The sequence below is a fragment of the Kitasatospora sp. NPDC056273 genome, from assembly GCF_042268845.1.
Taxonomy (GTDB): domain Bacteria; phylum Actinomycetota; class Actinomycetes; order Streptomycetales; family Streptomycetaceae; genus Kitasatospora.
Window position 1 is genome coordinate 1 of record NZ_JBHJSJ010000042.1, and the last position, 17,594, is coordinate 17,594.

17 protein-coding genes and 1 tRNA gene are annotated in these 17,594 nt (G+C 74.7%); 10 read left to right on the top strand and 8 right to left on the bottom strand.

Features of this window, described 5'->3' with window-relative positions; genetic code table 11:
• Positions 1-50: 50 nt before the first annotated feature.
• The gene (locus ACFCY1_RS29495) at positions 51-1,469 is read right to left on the bottom strand and encodes a family 2B encapsulin nanocompartment shell protein (protein ID WP_074001715.1); all 1,419 of its coding nucleotides are present in this window, start codon (positions 1,467-1,469) and stop codon (positions 51-53) included.
• Positions 1,470-1,798: 329 nt separating this feature from the next.
• Here ACFCY1_RS29495 and ACFCY1_RS29500 point away from each other — a divergent pair, with 329 nt between their 5' ends.
• The gene (locus tag ACFCY1_RS29500; protein ID WP_117488360.1) at positions 1,799-2,872 is read left to right on the top strand and encodes an ATP-grasp domain-containing protein; all 1,074 of its coding nucleotides are present in this window, start codon (positions 1,799-1,801) and stop codon (positions 2,870-2,872) included.
• Positions 2,873-2,884: 12 nt separating this feature from the next.
• Here ACFCY1_RS29500 and ACFCY1_RS29505 read toward each other — a convergent pair whose 3' ends face one another.
• From ACFCY1_RS29505 to ACFCY1_RS29515, 3 genes are all read right to left on the bottom strand, one after another.
• Complete coding sequence (locus ACFCY1_RS29505; protein ID WP_304414273.1) at positions 2,885-3,433, bottom strand: methylated-DNA--[protein]-cysteine S-methyltransferase; 549 nt, start codon at positions 3,431-3,433, stop codon at positions 2,885-2,887.
• Positions 3,434-3,672: 239 nt separating this feature from the next.
• Entirely contained in the window at positions 3,673-3,906 is a 234-nt protein-coding gene (locus ACFCY1_RS29510) for a hypothetical protein (RefSeq protein ID WP_049661653.1), read from the bottom strand.
• A gap of 168 nt (positions 3,907-4,074) precedes the next feature.
• A complete protein-coding gene (locus tag ACFCY1_RS29515; RefSeq protein ID WP_375876590.1) occupies positions 4,075-5,361 on the bottom strand; it encodes an MFS transporter in 1,287 nt (428 codons plus the stop codon).
• 215 nt (positions 5,362-5,576) lie between these two features.
• Between ACFCY1_RS29515 and ACFCY1_RS29520 the strand changes: the two genes are divergently transcribed.
• The 6 genes from ACFCY1_RS29520 to ACFCY1_RS29545 all read left to right on the top strand — a co-directional run bounded on the left by ACFCY1_RS29520 (position 5,577) and on the right by ACFCY1_RS29545 (position 11,009).
• Entirely contained in the window at positions 5,577-6,386 is an 810-nt protein-coding gene (locus ACFCY1_RS29520) for a hypothetical protein (protein ID WP_375876591.1), read from the top strand.
• 343 nt (positions 6,387-6,729) lie between these two features.
• Positions 6,730-7,176, top strand: coding sequence for a hypothetical protein (locus tag ACFCY1_RS29525; protein WP_375876592.1), 447 nt, complete (start codon positions 6,730-6,732; stop codon positions 7,174-7,176).
• Between the two features lie 82 nt (positions 7,177-7,258).
• Complete coding sequence (locus ACFCY1_RS29530) at positions 7,259-7,987, top strand: class F sortase (RefSeq protein WP_375876593.1); 729 nt, start codon at positions 7,259-7,261, stop codon at positions 7,985-7,987.
• A 165-nt stretch (positions 7,988-8,152) separates the two neighbouring features.
• Positions 8,153-9,037 carry a hypothetical protein gene (locus ACFCY1_RS29535; protein ID WP_159028573.1) on the top strand — a complete coding sequence of 295 codons (885 nt, stop codon included), beginning with the start codon at positions 8,153-8,155 and terminating at the stop codon, positions 9,035-9,037.
• Positions 9,034-9,804 carry a two-component system response regulator CseB gene (gene cseB / locus ACFCY1_RS29540; RefSeq protein ID WP_375876594.1) on the top strand — a complete coding sequence of 257 codons (771 nt, stop codon included), beginning with the start codon at positions 9,034-9,036 and terminating at the stop codon, positions 9,802-9,804. Before ACFCY1_RS29535 ends, cseB begins: the two co-directional genes overlap by 4 nt.
• A complete protein-coding gene (locus tag ACFCY1_RS29545; RefSeq protein ID WP_375876595.1) occupies positions 9,801-11,009 on the top strand; it encodes a sensor histidine kinase in 1,209 nt (402 codons plus the stop codon). Before cseB ends, ACFCY1_RS29545 begins: the two co-directional genes overlap by 4 nt.
• Before the next feature lie 97 nt (positions 11,010-11,106).
• On the opposite strand, the gene ACFCY1_RS29550 is transcribed toward ACFCY1_RS29545, so the two are convergent.
• Positions 11,107-11,283 (bottom strand): hypothetical protein, encoded by a 177-nt coding sequence (locus tag ACFCY1_RS29550; protein ID WP_158077680.1) that lies wholly within the window; start codon positions 11,281-11,283, stop codon positions 11,107-11,109.
• Between the two features lie 353 nt (positions 11,284-11,636).
• Positions 11,637-11,710, bottom strand: a tRNA-Thr gene (locus ACFCY1_RS29555).
• Positions 11,711-11,994: 284 nt separating this feature from the next.
• On the opposite strand from ACFCY1_RS29555, the gene ACFCY1_RS29560 reads away from it, so the two are divergent.
• From ACFCY1_RS29560 to ACFCY1_RS29570, 3 genes are all read left to right on the top strand, one after another.
• Entirely contained in the window at positions 11,995-13,086 is a 1,092-nt protein-coding gene (locus tag ACFCY1_RS29560; protein ID WP_049656383.1) for an ABC transporter ATP-binding protein, read from the top strand.
• A 208-nt stretch (positions 13,087-13,294) separates the two neighbouring features.
• Positions 13,295-13,750 (top strand): hypothetical protein, encoded by a 456-nt coding sequence (locus ACFCY1_RS29565; protein WP_049656385.1) that lies wholly within the window; start codon positions 13,295-13,297, stop codon positions 13,748-13,750.
• 88 nt (positions 13,751-13,838) lie between these two features.
• Complete coding sequence (locus tag ACFCY1_RS29570; protein ID WP_107086556.1) at positions 13,839-14,639, top strand: nucleotidyltransferase family protein; 801 nt, start codon at positions 13,839-13,841, stop codon at positions 14,637-14,639.
• Positions 14,640-14,730: 91 nt separating this feature from the next.
• Here the strand turns inward: ACFCY1_RS29570 and ACFCY1_RS29575 are convergent, their stop codons facing one another.
• A complete protein-coding gene (locus ACFCY1_RS29575; RefSeq protein WP_375876596.1) occupies positions 14,731-16,395 on the bottom strand; it encodes a DoxX family membrane protein in 1,665 nt (554 codons plus the stop codon).
• Between the two features lie 167 nt (positions 16,396-16,562).
• A complete protein-coding gene (gene rlmB, locus ACFCY1_RS29580; RefSeq protein WP_049657177.1) occupies positions 16,563-17,555 on the bottom strand; it encodes a 23S rRNA (guanosine(2251)-2'-O)-methyltransferase RlmB in 993 nt (330 codons plus the stop codon).
• Positions 17,556-17,594 lie beyond the last annotated feature (39 nt).

Consider the following 17,594-nt stretch of genomic DNA (forward strand, 5'->3'; position numbering starts at 1 on the left):
ATGTGTATACCCGCCCGCGGCGGCGCGGCGCCGCGCCGCCGTGCGAACCGTCAGTACTGCGCGATGTCCACGTTCTCCAGGACGCCGACCGCGTCCGGCACCAGGATCGCGGCGGAGTAGTAGGCGCTCACCAGGTAGGAAATGATGGCCTTGTCGTCGATTCCCATGAACCGCACCGAAAGGCTCGGCTGGTATTCGTCCGGAATTCCGGTCTGGTGGAGGCCGATGACGCCCTGGTTGTCCTCGCCGATGCGCATCGCGAGGATCGAGCTGGTGCTCCCGACGATCGGGATCTTGTTGCACGGGAAGACCGGGACGCCGCGCCAGGACTGGATCTGCTTGCCGTCGACCTCGACCGTGTCCGGGTAGAGGCCGCGCTTGTTGAGCTCCCGGCCGAAGGCGGCGATGGCCCGGGGGTGGGCCAGGAACAGCTTGGTGCCGCGGCGGCGGCTGAGCAGCTCGTCCATGTCGTCCGGGGTGGGCGGGCCGGAGTGGGTCTGGAAGCGCTGGTCGTACGCGGCGTTGCCGAGCAGCCCGAAGTCGGGGTTGTTGACGAGCTCGTGCTCCTGGCGCTCGCGCAGGGCCTCGATGGTCAGCCGCAGCTGGTGCTCGGTCTGGTTCATCGGCTGGTTGTAGAGGTCGGCGACCCGGCTGTGCACCTTGAGGATGGTCTGCGCGACGCTGAGCTCGTACTCGCGCGGCTTGAGCTCGTAGTCCACGAAGGCGCCGGGCAGCTCGTACTCGCCCTGGTGGCCGGCGGAGAGGTCGATCGCGGCCTCGCCGTGCTTGTTCTGCGCCTGCTGGAAGCCGTTCAGGTATTCGATGATCTGGAGCTGGAGCGCCTCGGAGCGGTCGTGCAGCTCCTGGAAGGCGGGCCAGGACAGCGTCATCACGGTGCCGGCCGTCGCGGCGCGGACGGTGTACGGCCAGGCGCCGCCGTCCTGCCGGACCGCCTCGTCGCCGAGGTGGTCGCCGTCGGCGAGGGTGCCGACGACCGTCTCCTCGCCGTACTTGCCGGTGCCCAGCCGGTCGAGCTTGCCGTGCGCGATCAGGAACACCTCGGTGATCGGGGCGCCGGCCTGGACCAGCACGTCGCCCGGGGCGAACTCCCGCTGCACGAAGCGCGAGGCCAGCTCCTCCAGCACGGCCTCGTCCTGGAACCCGCGCAGCACCGGCACCTCGGCCAGCGTGGGCGCGACGATCCGCACCTCGGCACCGGTCTTGACGAAACCCACCCGGCCGCGGCCGACCGAGTGGCGCAGGCGGCGGTTCACCCGGTAGGTGCCGCCGGACACCTGCACCCAGGGCAGCTTCCTGAGCAGCCAGCGCGGGCTGATGCCCTGCATCTGGGGCGCGGACTTGGTGGTCGTCGCGAGGTTCCGCGCGCCGGCCGTGCTCAGACTCTGCTGCTGCCGGATCTCCGACTGCGCACTGGGCGCGGGAATTCCGGCATTGGTTTCGGTCGACATGGGGGAGCCCTTCGCATATCCCGATGAAGTGTCGCCTTGCACATGCGTGTTGCAGCTTCATGGTGGGCCCTGCCGAGGGTGCCCCGCAATCACTCGTTCGAGTGGTTCGGAATGCCTAAACAAATAGTACGAATAGATCACCCGATCGATATCTGTTCGACCGTCCATTCGAACAACTCGGAGCGCGGCGCCCCATCCTCCCCCATCCGCGCCCCGAACCGCGCCACCCCGCGCCACGATCCACAGGCGGCGCCCCCGCCGTCCGGACCGTTCGAACAGGCCGCTAGGGTGCCCTGACCCTTCGTCAATTCTCTTCCCGAGAGGGTCACATGAGTGCACCCGTACGTGTCTGGCTGAACCGCACCTACGCCGAGAACGTCTTCTTCATCGAACAACTGCGCGCCGCCCCGCGCCCGGTGGTGGTCCACGCGACCCACGGCGACCCGGACTCCCCCGTGCTCGCCGCCGCCGACCACGGCAGCGCCGAGCCGGCCGACCTGCCGGCGGACGGCTACGTCGGCTACGCGCTGGACTACTGCGCCCGGCACGCCGTCGACGTCTTCGTCCCGCAGCTGCACCAGCTCGCCATCGCCCTCGCCCGGCCGGAGTTCGAGGCGATCGGCACCGCGCTGCTCTGCCCGCCGGCCACCGCGATAGCGGCCTTCACCAGCAAGGCCGACGGCTACGCGGTGATCGCCGGGGCCGGCCTGCCCACCCCGCCCTGGTGGCGGGTGCGCACCCCCGGCGAGCTGTGGGACGCCGTCGAGCGGATCGAGGACGCCGGGCACACCGCCTGCCTCAAACCCACCGCCGGTGCGGGCGGCGCCGGCTTCCGGGTGCTCACCCGGGAACCGTACGGAGCGCGGCGGCTGACCGGCTGGGACCACCGGGTGCAGGTCGATCAGGTGGCCGCGGCACTGGCCGAGGGCGGCCCGGACGGCGAGCCGGTGGACCTGCTGGTGATGCCCTACCTGGACGGACCGGAGGTCTCGGTGGACTGCCTCGCCGACCGGGACGGCGGCCCGCTCACCGCGGTCGGGCGCACCAAGGAGGGCCGCCGCCGCGGCTTCACCACCGAGGAGTGCTACCTGGACCCGGTCCGGCGGCTGGTCCGCGCGACCGGCATGGCGTACCTGTCCAACGTGCAGTTCCGCCGCTTCGACGGCCGGCCGGTGGTCATCGACGTCAACACCCGCCCCGCCGCCGGGCTCCACCAGCTGCGGCTGTGCGGCCTCAACCTGCCGTGGGACGCGGTGCGGCTGGCGCTCGGGGAGCGGCCGGAGTACCCGGGGGCGGAACCGGACGTGCGCGGCATCGAGTACACGCTGGTGTCCGGCATCCGGCCGGTGCTGCAGCGCCGGGCGCCGGGACGGGTGTCACTGGTCCGGGCGCTGCACCGGTGAGCGGCCGAGCCCCTAGAGCGGGCCGTTCCAGTCGAGGGTCGGCTCCAGCACGCCCTCCAGCGTGAGCAGCCAGCGCTTCACCTCGATCCCGACCCGGCCGCCGCCGAAGCCGCCGATCCCGTCCGCCGCCACCACCCGGTGGCAGGGCACCAGCAGGGGGACGGGGTTGGCGGCCATCATCTGCCCGACCGTGCGGGCGGCCAGGCCGGGCTCCGTCACGTCCTCGAACACCCCGCTGCGGGCGGCCAGTTCGCCGTAGGTGATGGTCCGGCCGTACGGCACCTCGCGCCAGAGCGCCTGCAGCACCGCGCGGTGCGGGCCGGAGCTCAGGCTCCAGTCGATCGGCAGGCCCAGGTCGCGGGTGCGGCCCGCCAGGTAGGCGCCGATCCGCTCGGTGACGGCGGCGATCTTCGACTCGTCGGTGCACGGCGGCGCCTCGCCCTCGCGCGGCCCCCGGTAGCCGGCCGACACCACACCGAGCGGGGTCACCGCGATGTGCATCGGCCCGCTGGGCAGCGGCGTGGGCACGGTCAGCCAGGACATCGACCAGGACTGCGGCACGTTCGGGCCCCCACCCTCCGCCGGACCGGCCGCCGGCCACCCCGGCGTCCGGGGGGCGTCCCCGCCCCGCGCGCCATCGTACGGCGGGCGGCCGACAGGCCACGGCGCGCGATCCACGGGCTCGGGCGGGCCGGCAGCGGGCTCGGGCGGGCGGACAACGGGCTCCGGCGAACGGGCCGAGGGCTCCGGCGGGCGGCCCGGGTGCGGACGGTCCGCGGCCCGGGCCCGGGCGGCTCCGGTCAGAACTGCCCCTTCAGTCCGCGCGCGTTCGACGCGCACCAGTGCACCAGCTCGGCGCGGTCCGGGGCACGGCCCTCGCACAGCACGGCGAGCTGTTCGTCGTTGATCCGGTTCGGCCCCGGGATCTCCAGCAGGTACGCCAGGTCCGCCAGTACGGTGGCGAGCCGCTCCGCGTCCGCGTGGTCCAGGGTGACCGCGGACCCGTGATGGCTGATGGTGAGCGAGCCGGGCATGATCGACCTCCTCCGTCACCCCCGTCCTCCACCGTACGACCGGGTCGGCCGCCCCGCCCGCCGCGGAGGCGTACGTGCGCGGGTGGGGCAGCCGGTTGCGCTCCGGGGCCGGCCGGGCGCGGTGCGCGGTGGGCCGGGGGTGCGCCCCGGAGCCGTCCGAGGGGTTGGTCAGCTGTCCGGGCCCTCCTCCCAGCGACGGTCACGTACCGCCGGTACGGCCAACACTACGGCCCCGGCCGTCAGTTGCCAGACCGCTCCGATCAGCAGCACGGTGTCCGCGCCGAACCGGCCCGCCAGCGGACCGGCCGCCGCCAGCCCGAGCGGGCCGAGGGCGAAGGAGCCCAGCACGCCGAAGGCCGTCACCCGGCCGAGCAGTTCCACCGGCACCCACTTCTGGGTGGTGGTGCTGTAGAGCGTCCCGCAGACCGCCGAGCCGACCCCGGCCACCAGCGCGCCGGCGGCCACCCAGGGCAGCCCCGCCCCGGCCGCGAGCGCTGCGGAGGGCAGCGCCCAGGCCAGCGCCGCCAGGGACGCCACCGCGAGCGGGCGGGCGGGCGACCGGCCGAGCACCAGCAGGCCGCCCAGCACCGCGCCGGCGCCGTAGACGCCCATCACCAGGCCCCAGGCGCGGGCACCGCCGAGGTCCCGCTGCGCGAGCAGCGGGCCGAGCACCAGGAAGGGGGCCCAGACCAGCAGGTTGAACAGGCCCATCTGCACGGTGGTGACCCACAGCCACGGGCGGGAGGCGAACTCCGACCAGCCGGCCCGCAGGTCCCGGACCATCGACCCCTCGCCGGTCGCCGCCCGCACCGGCAGCCGCAGCCTGGCCAGCGCGAAGGCGCCGACACCGTACGTCACCGCGTCGGCCAGCAGCACCGTCGCCGGGCCCCAGGCGGCGGTGACCAGGCCGGCGGTGGCGGGGCCGACCACGGTGGACACCGAACGGGCCAGCCCCAGCAGGGCGTTGGCGTCCGCCACCAGTCCCGTACGGCGCACCAGGTCGGGCACGATCGCGCCGAAGGCCGGCATGAACAGCCCCTCGCCGACCCCCCAGACCGCCACCAGCGCGACCATCGCCCAGACCGGGACGTGCCCGGCCGCCAGCAGCCCGGCGAACAGCGCCTGGACCACGCCGCGCAACAGGTCCGAGCCCAGCATCACCCGGCGGCTGCCGAGCCGGTCCGCGATCGCCCCGCCGGCCAGCAGCACCAGCACCACGGGGAGGATCCGGGCCGCCATCACCCACCCCAGGGCGGTGCCCCCTCCGCCGTTGCCGCTTCCACCACCACCGCCGTCGAGCACCGCGAAGGCGACCGCGACCGGCGCCATCGAGGAGCCGATCAGGGAGGTCGTGTACCCCAGGAAGAACCACGTGAACTCGCGCTCGCCGAACACGGCGAGCCGGTCTCCCGGGCGCCTTCGGCGGGCCGGGATCCGTTCGGTCTGCACTGCCATGTGCAGAAAGTCTGCGCGTCGACGGAGGGTGGATTCAAGGGATTGCGGGAAAAAAGTTGAGCCTTTGGGAATCAATTCTATGAGGATTCGATCTACCGCAGTAAATTCACACCTCTATGGCTCTCCACCTGCCGTTTACTGCGCCCAGCGACTATGGTTCAGATGTCCCGGAACAGTGATTTACTGCGGCACTTGGATTTCGGAAGAAGGCGATCGTGACAGGAACCGCGACAGCACTCCCACCGGTCGAATACGCCGTCGCCGTCGAGCGCTACCTGGCCGCCTCCGGGCTCGCCGACGGCTCCCGGCGGATCTACCGGATCGCACTGGACACCTGGGCCTGGGCACTCGCCGACCGGCCCGCCCCCACCGGCCCCGAACGGCGACGGGCCCGGCCGCCCGTCCTGCCGCTCGCCCTGCTCGACCACCCCGACGCCGCCGAGCGGCTCCGCGCCGCGGCCGCCCGGCGCGGCGCCGACACCGACCCGCGCACCCTCAACCGGGAGCTCTCCACCCTGCGCGCGGCCGTGGCCTGGTGGCGGGCCCGCGGCTGGCTCGACGGCGACCCGACCACCGGCCTGCTCCCCCGCCCACTGCCCGAACCCGCCACAGCCACCGGCCCGTTGAGCCCCGAGGAACTGCGCGCCCTGTTCACCCTCCGCGCGCCGCTGCGCGAGCAGGCGCTCTGGCACCTGCTGCACGAGTCCGGCGCCGCGATCGCGACCGTCCTCGCCCTGGACACCGACCACCTCGACCCGCCCCGCCGCCGCACCCGCCCGCCCGGCACCCCGGTGCACTGGCAGTCCGGCACCGCCCGGCTGCTCCCCCTCCTGGTCGCCGGCCGCGCCACCGGCCCGCTCTTCCTCACCGACCGCCGCGCCCCCGCCGGCACCCCCGACCGCGACCGCTGCCCGTACACCGGCCACGCCCGCCTCTCCTACCGCCGCGCCGCCGAACTCTTCACCGCCCACACCCGGCCGCTCGGCCCGGGCTGGACGCTCCGCCGCCTGCGGTCGGGGCGGTAGGGCGGGACGGTAGGGCAGGGCGTTAGAGCAGGACAGGGGTGGAGGCAGCGTCGGGCTTTCCGGAGGCCCCGTCCGCACCGTTACGCAGCCGATGGGCGGCCGTGACACGACCGGCCGAGGACCGCGACACGGCCCTCCTAGCGTCATCCCCGACGCCACCGGCCGAACCCGTCGAACCGGGTGAAGCGGCCGGAGGGCGTCCGCGACGAGGACGTACGCGTCCGGCGCCGACGACGGACGTCCCGCGACACCGGCCCGCCGGGGCCCGCGAAACCGCACCGCGGACCGCACCGCGGACCGGCGGCCACCACCCACCGACCGACGCACGATGGAGACACCCCGTATGAGCAGGAGCCGTACCCACCACTCCCCCGCCCGCCGCGTCCTGGCCGCCTGCGCCCTGACCGGCGCCGCGCTGCTGGCCACCGTCACCGGCGGGCAGGCCTGGGCCGACAGCGCACCGAAGCCGGCCGCGCCCTCCGCCGCCCCGGCCGGCGACGCCGCGGTGCGGACCGCCCCGCCCGCGCCCGCCGCGCCCTCCGCCGCCCCGAAGGCCGAGGCCTCGCCGGCCGTGGCCGCCCCGAAGGGCGCCGCCCCGGCCCCGGCCGCCCCCGGCGGCGCCCAGCCGCAGGTCCGCGAGGTGCCCAAGGGCGCCGCGCAGGCCGGTGACGGCTCCACCGCCTCCGACGGTTCCGGCCTGATGCTCGCCGGTGGCGGCACCGTCGCGGCCGTCGGCGCCGCGGGCCTGGGCTTCGCCCTCCTGCGCCGCCGCTCCGGTGCGCGCGGCTGACACCGGTCCCGAGTCCGCCGGGCACCCCGGCGCCGCTTCCCCGTACCCGGCCAGTCGGGGAAGCGGCGCCGGGGCCGCCCCGGTGGCGGGGACCGACAGCCACCGACGCGCCCCGGGCCACCGGCGGGGGCGCCGACGCGCCGCCCGGCCCGGCCCCGGCCCGCTGCGCCGTACCGCCTTCGGCACCGCGGGCCTGCTCTGCCTGGTGCTCGGCACCTCGCTCGCGCTGTCCGGCCGGGAGACCCCGGTGGTGCGGGTCGAGACCTCCGGGCACGGCACCGGCTCCGACACCCCGGCGGCGGCCCCGGGCACCCCGGGCGCCCCGGCCACGACCGGCACCGCGCCCACCGCCCCGAAGCCGTACGCCTCCTCGCCGCCGACCCGCCTGCTGGTGCCCTCCGTCGGAGTGGACGCACCGGTGACCGACCTCGGCCTCAACCCCGACGGCACCGTCGAGGTGCCGCCGGCCGACCGGGGCGAGGAGGTCGGCTGGTACCGCAACGGCCCCACCCCCGGCGAAGCCGGCCCCGCCGTGCTCATCGGGCACTACGACACCGTGCACGGCCCGGCGGTCTTCAAGCAGCTGCCGAAACTGCGCCCCGGCGACCTCATCCGGATCCGGCGCGCGGACGGCGGCACCGTGGACTTCAAGGTCCGCGAGCTGCTCCAGGCCGCCAAGGACCGCTTCCCGACCGAGCAGGTGTACGGCGACACGCCCGCGCCCGCGCTCCGGCTGATCACCTGCGGTGGCCGGATCGGCTCGGACGGCCACTGGACGGACAACATCATCGTGCTGGCGGACCTGGCCTGACGGTGCACGAACCGCCGTCGGGGAACCGCCGGCCACCGCCCGCACGACCTACCACCGGGGCGGCGACGGGAGGCGACGATCCGGACCGTCGCCGTGGACGCAGGCAGAGCAGGTAGAGCAGGCAGCGCGGACAGCGCGGGCCCGGCAGGAGGACGAGCACCGACCGTGGCAGCAACAGCACCCCCACCACCCCGCCGCCGTCCCGGCGCCGTCCCGGTGGCCGCCCTGGCCGGCCTGGTCGTCGTCCTCGCCCTCGCCGCCCTGGCCTTCGGCCGGGCCACCCCCGGCGAGCTGCGCGACCAGGGCCCGGCCCGGGCCGTCAGGCCGCCGGCGGTGTCCCAGCCGCTCTGGCCGGACCTGCCCACCTCCCCGCCGCCGGCCGCGTCCGCGACCGACACCACCCAGGAACCGCCGCAGCCCGTACCGGACGTGACCGTCCCCGGGCGCGACATCACCGCGGTCGACGTCCGCACCGTCCTCGCCAAGGACCCGGACGTCGACCAGGAGGAGCGCCAGGCACTCGGCTCCTGCGCCGGCTGCGAGGTCCGCGCCCCGGAGTTCCGCGACCTCACCGGCGACGGGCAGCCCGAGCTGATCACCGTCGTCACCACCCCCGGGCGGGCCGTGCTGCACGTCTACGCCCTCGCCGAGGACCGGCTGCTGCCCGTCCTCCGGGTGCGGGTCCAGCCGGCGTTCAACGCCTCGACCATCGGCACCGACCTGTGGCTGATCGAGCCGACCAGCGTCGACGCCCGGACCACCAGCCACTACGCGTGGGACGGCAAGAGGCTCACCCTGAACGAACGCAGGGACGAGGGCGTCATACCGCTCCCGTCCACCGGCCCGGACGCCGGCCGGCCGGCCACCGCCGTCCCCGACCCCGGACCGGCGCCCCGCCCCGCCCCGTACGCGCCGAAGCAGGCCGCCCCCGAGGCCGCCGTCCCGTCCCCGCGCGGCGCCCGGCCGTCCTCCGTGCCCTCCGCCCCCTCCGTGCCCGGCGCGCCCGTCGCGCCCTCCGTCCCCGCCGTGCTCCCGGAAGCGAAGCGATGACCCCCGCAGCCCCCGCCGCCACCCCCGCCCACCCGCACATCCTCCTGGTCGAGGACGACGAGGTGATCCGCGAGGCCACCCGGATGGCCCTGGAGCGCTACGGCTTCCCGGTCACCACCGCCGCCGACGGCCTGGAGGGCCTGGAGGCCTTCCACGCCGTCCGGCCCGACCTGCTCCTGCTGGACGTCATGCTGCCGCTGCTCGACGGGGTCGGCCTCTGCCGCCGGATCCGGGAGGAGAGCCAGCTGCCGATCCTGATGATGTCCGCCCGGACCGACCCGGTGGACGTGGTCTCCGGGCTGGAGGCCGGGGCGGACGACTACGTGGTCAAGCCCTTCGAGAGCGCCGTCCTGGTCGCCCGGATCCGTACGGTGCTGCGCCGCGTCCCGGTCGCCCCGGCGGCCGACGCCCCGCCGGCCCCGCCGCAGTCCCCGCCCGCTCCTTCGTCCCCTCCGCCGTCCCCGCCCACCCTTCCCTCCGTCCGCAGCTTCGACGGCCTCCGGGTGGACACCGACAGCATGGAGGTCCGGGTGGACGACCGCCTCGTCCCGCTCACTCCCACCGAACTGCGGCTGCTGCTGGAGTTCAGCGCCGCGCCCGGGATCGTGCTGGAGCGCTCCACCCTGCTCGAACGCGTCTGGGACTACGAGTGGGGCGCCGACACCCGGGTCGTGGACGTCCACGTGCAGCGGCTGCGCGCCAAGATCGGCTCCGGCCGGATCGAGACCGTCCGCGGCTTCGGCTACAAGCTGCGGCGCCCGGCATGACCCTGCGCCGCCAGATCGCCGCCGCCGTCGCCGCCATCGCCGTCCTGGTCGCGGTGGCCGTCGGCCTGCTGGTCCACCAGGCGATGATCCGCCAGCACGTCGACCAGGCCCGCTCCTCCTCGCTCGCCACCCTCGACTCCGCCTTGAACGACTACGAGCGCGGCGGCGGGAAGGCGGTCGGCCGGGGCGCCGTCCTGAACGACCCGGCGCTGCCCGAGCGGCTGCGCGCCCTCGCCGCCGGCGACCGGCACGGCTCGCTGCTCGTCGCCGACGGCACCGGCGAGTCGATGTGGGCGGCCGGCCCGGTGCCGGACGGGGTGGTGTCCGTCCGGGTGGACTTCACCCAGGACCGCCAGGCCATCGCCGACCTGGACCGGATCATCCTGCTCACCGTCGTCGCCGCGGTCTTCACCACCGTGCTGGCCGGCGTGCTCGTCGCCGACCGGATCAGCCGCCGGCTGCGCACCGCGGCCACCGCCGCCCGCGGCATCGCGGCCGGCGGGACGGACACCCGGATCGGCGAACTCGTCGACGGCAAGGACGAGGTCGCCGACCTCGCCGCCGCCGTCGACCTGATGTCCCGCACCCTGCACCGCCGGCTGGAGGACGAGCAGCGCTTCACCGCGGACGTCGCCCACGAACTGCGCACCCCGCTCACCGGCCTCGTCACCGCCGCCGAACTCCTGCCGCCCGGCCGCCCCACCCAGCTCGTGCAGAACCGGGTCCAGGCACTGCGCGGCCTGGTCGAGGACCTGCTGGAGGTCTCCCGCCTGGACGCCGACGCCGAGTCCCCCGACCTCTCCGCCGTCCCCCTCGAACGCGCGGCCCGCCGCACCGTCACCCTCACCGGCCTGGACGTCACCGTCGAGATCACCGCCGACCGGCAGGTCCGCACCGACCTGCGCCGACTGGACCGCATCCTCGGCAACCTCATCCTCAACGCCCACCGCCACGGCACCGGCCCGGTCCACCTGCACGTCGACGGCCCGCGGATCACCGTCCGCGACCACGGCCCCGGCTACCCCGAGGACCTCCTCCGCCACGGCCCGCAGCGCTTCCGCACCAACGCCCCCGAACGCGGCCGCGGCCACGGCCTCGGCCTCACCATCGCCACCGGCCACGCCCGCGTCATCGGCGCCACCCTGACCTTCGCCAACCACCCCGCCGGCGGCGCCCTCGCCACCCTCACCCTCCCCCCGAACTGACCCCGGACACGACGGAAGGGCCGGCCCGACAACCCGTCGGACCGGCCCTTCCCGTTCTGCCCGGAGCCCCCTGTCGGGTTCGAACCGACGACCCCCGCTACTGGGCCGGACGGGACCTGTCGGCCGGGGCTTCAAGATGGCGCGCGAGGATGGCGGCGAACGCGAGGTACGCCTCGATCTTCGCGGCTCCGACGAGAGCATCGGGCGACACATGCTTTGGCAGCCGGTCCAGGTACGCGCGGGCAGCGTTGGCGTGGTCAACGTAGTCACTCATGCAGGCCCCCCTGAGGATGATCACGAAGTTTGTGCGAAGCCTACGGCTGTACACCGGGCGGCGGCGCTGTTTCGGCGGATGTCCCGTCCGGACCAAGGTCGACAGTGCCGAGCGCCGCCGGCACACTTCGGGCTGAGCGGGTGGTTCCCTCCTCGATCGGGCAGCTTCGCCGCACCCGGGTTCTCCAGGAGCCGCCAAGGCCAAGGCCGGTGTCTCCCCGGACATCCACTTCCACGACGTCCGGCACACCGGACGCTTCTGGCACGCCCGTGGCACAGCCCGAGCAGGACCACAACAACGACGAAGGGCCAGCTCTCCCGGATCACCCCGGCGAACTGGCCCTCCGTACGACGAGCCCCCTGTCGGGTTCGAACCGACGACCCCCGCTTTACAAGAGCGGTGCTCTGGCCAGCTGAGCTAAGGAGGCACGGTGGCCGTCCGCGATGGATCACGGCGGCACCGGGGGGCAGTCTACCGGGCCCGGGTGACGGGATGGGGGTATATCCGGGGGTTGGTGGGATGGGTGGGCGTGATGGAACCGATGCCGAAATCGGGTCGGGTGGGGGCTGACAAGCGGCGGACGCGCAGGTAGCGTCGCCGGGAGCCGGTTCGTGGCAGTGGTTCAGACCACTGGTGGGCCGGCGGAGCAGAACAGACCCCCTTTACTCGGATCGTCCGGCACGTTCCTGCCGGTGAAGGAGACAAACAACCATGGCTTCTGTCACGTACGACAAGGCGACCCGCGTGTACCCCGGGGCGGACAAGCCCTCGGTGGACGCGCTGGACCTGGAGATCGCGGACGGCGAGTTCCTCGTGCTGGTCGGCCCCTCGGGCTGCGGCAAGTCGACCAGCCTGCGCATGCTGGCCGGTCTGGAGGACGTCAACGCCGGTGCGATCCGGATCGGCGACCGCGACGTCACCCACCTGCCGCCGAAGGACCGGGACATCGCCATGGTGTTCCAGAACTACGCGCTGTACCCGCACATGACCGTCGCCGACAACATGGGCTTCGCGCTCAAGATCGCCGGCGTGAACAAGGCGGAGATCCGCACCAAGGTCGAGGAGGCCGCGAAGATCCTCGACCTCACCACGCTGCTGGACCGCAAGCCGAAGGCGCTCTCCGGCGGTCAGCGCCAGCGCGTCGCGATGGGCCGCGCGATCGTCCGCCAGCCGCAGGTCTTCCTGATGGACGAGCCGCTGTCGAACCTGGACGCCAAGCTCCGCGTCTCGACCCGTACCCAGATCGCCGGCCTCCAGCGCCGCCTGGGCATCACCACGGTGTACGTCACCCACGACCAGACCGAGGCGCTCACCATGGGCGACCGGGTCGCGGTGCTCAAGGACGGTCTGCTCCAGCAGGTCGACACCCCGCGCAACATGTACGACAAGCCCGCGAACCTCTTCGTGGCCGGCTTCATCGGCTCGCCGGCCATGAACCTGGTCGAGGTGCCGCTGGTGGACGGCGGCGTGAAGTTCGGCGGCTCGGTCGTCAACATCTCCCGCGAGGACCTGGCCGGCGCCGGCACCGACAAGACGGTGACCGTCGGTGTCCGCCCGGAGCACTTCGAGATCGTCCCGGCGGGCGGCATCGAGGGCGTCGCGGTGACCGTGAACGTGGTCGAGGAGCTCGGCTCGGACGGCTTCGTCTACGGCACCACCCAGATCGGCGGCGAGGACCACGACCTGGTCGTCCGCGTGCCCGGCCGCCAGATCCCGGCCCGCGGCGAGACCGTCCACGTCGTGCCGATCGCCAACGAGACCCACGTCTTCTCCACCAGCTCCGGCCTGCGCCTGAGCAACTGACGCGACCCCGCGCGACGGCCGCGACCAGCGCGGCACCCGGAGCCCGTCGGACCCTCGTGGTCCGGCGGGCTCCGTCCGTACCCCCGCCCCTTCGACCCCGTCCGGACGCCCCCGCGTCAACACGGCAAGGGGACAAACCCGGACACCGTGTCACTCGATGGGGTAACGGAGGGCGATCCGGCCCGTACCCACCGCTACTCTCCTGAGGGTGAAGCAGCTGTTGCGCCGTATCGGCCAGACCGTCGCCCTGACCCTGCCGGTCGTCCTGGTGACCACCGGCACCCTCGCCGTGACCAGGGTCCCGTGGGCCCCGCCGACCGGGCTCGACCAGCAGGTCGTGGCGGCGTCCAGCGGCGACGGCGCCGGGATCGGACGCTCCAACAACGCGGCCGGCGCCGTGGCCAAGGCCTCGGACGGGCTCGCCCCGCAGGAGTCGCTGCGGGTGGTGCTGCTGGACGAGCTGCGGGCGAAGAACCCCTCCGCCGCGCTGGACCTGCTGGAGCGCTCGATGCGCGAGCAGCCCTCGCTGACGCCGTACTGCACCTCGCTGGCCACCGAGTTGGGCAAGGCCGCGGTGCGCAAGTACCAGGGCGACGTCCAGCGGGCCCGCACCTTCGCCCGCCCGGTCTGCGACGGCGCGTTCGCGGCCGGCGTCGTCGGCTGAGGCGGCCGGGAACGCAAGGGAAGGCAAGGGGGCCGAGGCAGGCCCCCGAGGCGGCGGACGCCCCCGTCCGCCGCCTTATTGTTCAGGCATGACCGCTGACTCCGGCCCCACCGCCGACCTCCCGTCCGCCCGGCCCCCGCAGCCCCACCCGCCGCGGCCGACCACGACGCCCGTCACCCAGGCCGTCATCCTGGCCGGCGGCCAGGGCTCCCGGCTGCGCCCCTACACGGACGACCGCCCGAAGCCGCTGGTCGAGATCCCCGGGACGGGCACGCCGATCCTCGGCCACCAGCTGGCCTGGCTGGCCGAGGAGGGCGTCACCGACGTCGTGGTCTCCTGCGGGCACCTCGCCGACGTGCTGGAGGAGTGGCTGGACAAGGCGGACCTGCCGCTGCGGGTGCGCACGGTGGTCGAGGCGGAGCCGCTCGGGCGCGGCGGCGGGCTCAAGTACGCGGCCAAGGCGCTGCCCCGCCCGGACGAGCCCTGGTACGCCACCAACGGCGACATCTGGACCCGGTTCAGCCTGCGCGAGATGGCCGCCTTCCACCACGAGCGGGACGCCGTCGCGACGCTCGCGCTGGCCCGGCCGCGGATCCCCTGGGGCGCGGTGGAGACCGACCAGTTCGGCAACGTGCTGGACTTCATCGAGGCGCCGCCCTCGCCCTTCCTGATCAACGCCGGCCTGTACGTGTTCAGCCCCGAGTTCGCCGAGTTGCTGCCAGACGTGGGCGACCACGAGCGCACCACCTTCCCCCAGCTCGCCCGCGGCAAGCGGCTGGCGGGCTACCAGCTGCCGCAGGGCGTGTACTGGCGGGCCATCGACACCGCCAAGGACCTCACCGAGGCGGCCAAGGAGCTCGCCTCCGGCGCCGGCCGGTCCCCCAGGTAACCAGCGGGCCGCGAGCCGTACGGCCGCCCGCGGACACGCGTCGGCCGGGTGCTCCCCGCGGAGCACCCGGCCGACCGCCGTCACGAGGGCCTCAGGTCGCGGTCGGCACCCCCGGGTGGGAGGTCCGGCCGCCGGAGAGGTCGGCCAGCGGCGCGCTGCCCAGCACCCCGCCGAGCAGCCCGCCGGAGCTCGGGCTGGACTTGGCCGCCGGCCCCGAGCCGCCGGTGCCCGGGGTGCCGCGCGAGGCGGGGGCGGTGCCGCCGGAGCCGCCGGACGGGGCGGGCGCGGCCGGGGAGGAGCCCGACCCGGCCTCCGGCTTGCCCGAGTGCGCCTTGCCGCTCGGCGTCGGGGTGGCCGGCTTGGTGGACGGCGTGGCGGCCGGGGTGGTCGCGCTCGGCGTCGGGGTGGCCGGGTGCGGGGCGGCGGGTTGGGGCGTGGTGGACGTGCCCTTGCCGCCGGGGGCGCCGGACGGGCTGCCGGACGGCCAGACCGGGGTGCCGTAGTCGGTGGCCGGACGGTCCGGCGCCTGGTGCGCCCGGGCGCCGGTACGGACGGCGGCGCCGAGCATCGAGCCGAGCAGCAGGGTCAGGCCGACGACGACCGTGGTGACCACGGTGCCGCGGCGCAGCACCCGGCGGCGCAGCGCCCCGGGCGCGTCCGCGCCGTACCGGCGCCAGGCCTCCAGGCTGAGCCGCCCGTCCAGCGAGGCGAACGGCGCCCCGGCGATCAGCAGCGGGCTCCACGCCGCGAGGAAGATCAGGTCCGGGGTGTCGTAGACCGGGACGGCCCGCCAGCTGACGGTGAACAGCAGCGCGGCGGAGAGCGCCATCGCGGCGCCGGCGGCGAGCCGCTGCCAGAGGCCGAGGACGGTCAGCACGCCGACCACGATCTGGGTGAACGACACCACCAGGCCGGCGCCCACCGGGTGCGCCATGGCGAAGGCCAGCAGCGGTTCGGCGACCTTCCAGGGGTGCAGCGAGGAGAGCCAGCGCATCATCGAGCCGCGCTCGCCGCCGTCGAAGTACACCGGGTCGCAGAGCTTGCTGAACCCGGCGTAGACGGAGAGCGAGCCGAGGACGGCGCGCAGCGGCAGCAGCACCAGGCCGAGGTCGACCCGGCGGCCCGGGTACCAGGGCTGCCTGCCTGCGGCGTCGACGGCGGAGACCTCGGGCAGTTCGCCGCTCGGGGTCCAGCCGTGCGGCTCGCCGACCGGGCCGACGCCCGCGTCGGTGGCGGTGCCGGCGCCCTCGCGGGGCTGGCGCGGGAGGGTGCGGGCGCCCGCGAGGGAGGGGAGCGCCTGGGTGTCCGCCTCGATCAGGCGGACGCCGCCGACCGGGGTGCCGCCGGGGCGCACCGCCTCCAGCAGCCGGGTGGCCGCGAGGTCCCCGGGGGGCGCCTGGCCGGTCCAGGTGACGGCGGTGACCCGGCCCTTGCGGCGCGGTGCGCCGCCGGCCCCGGCCCCGGCCAGCGCCGGGACGGCGGAGGAGGGCACGACGACCTGCGGGGTGACCAGCGGACGGCGGATCAGGCCCTGGTTGGCGTACGGGTCGCCGAATGCGGCACCGGTGGACAGCAGTCCGGCCGGGGCATCGATCAGCGGCGCCACCGGGCCGCCGAGCCGGAGCCGGAAGCTCGCCTGGGTGCTGCTGAGCCGCGAAGGGTCCGACTCCACCTTGACGGTGTTGAGGCCGGGGCCCGCGTCTATCCCGGTGCTGCCGTCGCCGAACAGGGGGCGCCGAGGTGTTCTGGTGTCCACGCCCGTCTAACCGGGTGACGCCCGCTTAGGACACTCTCCCGGGTGGATGTCCGGCGCACACTTGAAGTGATCATGAAAAAAGCGATCGGGCCCGGTCGGGCCCGATCGCCTTCACTCGGATTGCGGGGAATTCGGAAGATCTCCTGCGCGCCGCGACCCGGCCGTGCTCAGCGCTTGGCGCGCAGTCGCGCGGCCTCGTACAGCACGATGCCCGCCGCGACACCGGCGTTCAGCGACTCGGTCAGGCCGGACATCGGGATCCGGACCCGCATGTCGCAGGTCTCCGAGACCAGCCGGGACAGGCCCTTGCCCTCGCTGCCCGCGACGATCACGACCGGACCGGTCAGCAGCTCCAGGTCGCCGATCTCGGCCTCGCCGTCGGCGGCCAGGCCGACCACCATCAGACCGGCCTTCTGGTAGGCCTCCAGGGTGCGGGTCATGTTGGTGGCCCGGGCGACGGGCAGCCGGGCCGCGGCGCCGGAGGAGGTCTTCCAGGCACCGGCGGTCATGCCGGCCGCGCGGCGCTCGGGGATGACCACGCCGTGCGCGCCGAAGGCGGCGGCCGAGCGGACCACGGCGCCCAGGTTGCGCGAGTCGGTCACGCCGTCCAGCGCGATGATCAGCGCGTCCTGGCCCGCGTCGGCGGCGTCGACCAGCAGGTCGTCGGGGTGCGCGTACTCGTACGGCGGCACCTGGAGCACCAGGCCCTGGTGGTTCATCCCGCCGGTCATCTGGTCCAGCTGGGGCCGCGGGGCCTCCATCAGCGGGATGCCGCGGTCGTTGGCGGCCTGGAAGGCGTCGCGGACCCGGTCGTCGGTGTCGATGAACTGCTGGACGTACAGCGCGTTGGCCGGGACGTCGCCCTGCAGGGCCTCGACCACCGAGTTGCGGCCGAAGACCAGCTCGGCGCTGCCCGCGCCGCCGCGGCCACCGCGGCCGCCGCCGCCGGCCCGGCGCATGCCGGCCCGGGCCTTGGCGTCCCGCTCGCGCTTGATCGCGGCGTTGGCGGCGCGCTGCTTCGGGTGGCCCTTGCGCTCCGCACCGGGCGGCGTCGGGCCCTTGCCCTGGAGCGCCTTCCGGCTGTGGCCGCCGGTACCGACAGACGCGCCCTTCTTCGATCCGGGGTTGCGACGGTTCCTGCGTGCACTGTTGCCGGCCATGGCTGTACTTCCTGTCTGTCCGGCATGCCCCGGCCGTCC

Coding starts and splice junctions, on each gene's coding strand:
- ACFCY1_RS29510 (WP_049661653.1), bottom strand. CDS start 3,906: ATGCCCGGCTCGCTCACCATCAGCCATCACGGGTCCGCGGTCACCCTG.
- ACFCY1_RS29560 (WP_049656383.1), top strand. CDS start 11,995: ATGGCTTCTGTCACGTACGACAAGGCGACCCGCGTGTACCCCGGGGCG.
- ACFCY1_RS29495 (WP_074001715.1), bottom strand. CDS start 1,469: ATGTCGACCGAAACCAATGCCGGAATTCCCGCGCCCAGTGCGCAGTCG.
- ACFCY1_RS29550 (WP_158077680.1), bottom strand. CDS start 11,283: ATGAGTGACTACGTTGACCACGCCAACGCTGCCCGCGCGTACCTGGAC.
- ACFCY1_RS29545 (WP_375876595.1), top strand. CDS start 9,801: ATGACCCTGCGCCGCCAGATCGCCGCCGCCGTCGCCGCCATCGCCGTC.
- cseB (WP_375876594.1), top strand. CDS start 9,034: ATGACCCCCGCAGCCCCCGCCGCCACCCCCGCCCACCCGCACATCCTC.
- ACFCY1_RS29500 (WP_117488360.1), top strand. CDS start 1,799: ATGAGTGCACCCGTACGTGTCTGGCTGAACCGCACCTACGCCGAGAAC.
- rlmB (WP_049657177.1), bottom strand. CDS start 17,555: ATGGCCGGCAACAGTGCACGCAGGAACCGTCGCAACCCCGGATCGAAG.
- ACFCY1_RS29570 (WP_107086556.1), top strand. CDS start 13,839: ATGACCGCTGACTCCGGCCCCACCGCCGACCTCCCGTCCGCCCGGCCC.
- ACFCY1_RS29525 (WP_375876592.1), top strand. CDS start 6,730: ATGAGCAGGAGCCGTACCCACCACTCCCCCGCCCGCCGCGTCCTGGCC.
- ACFCY1_RS29515 (WP_375876590.1), bottom strand. CDS start 5,361: ATGGCAGTGCAGACCGAACGGATCCCGGCCCGCCGAAGGCGCCCGGGA.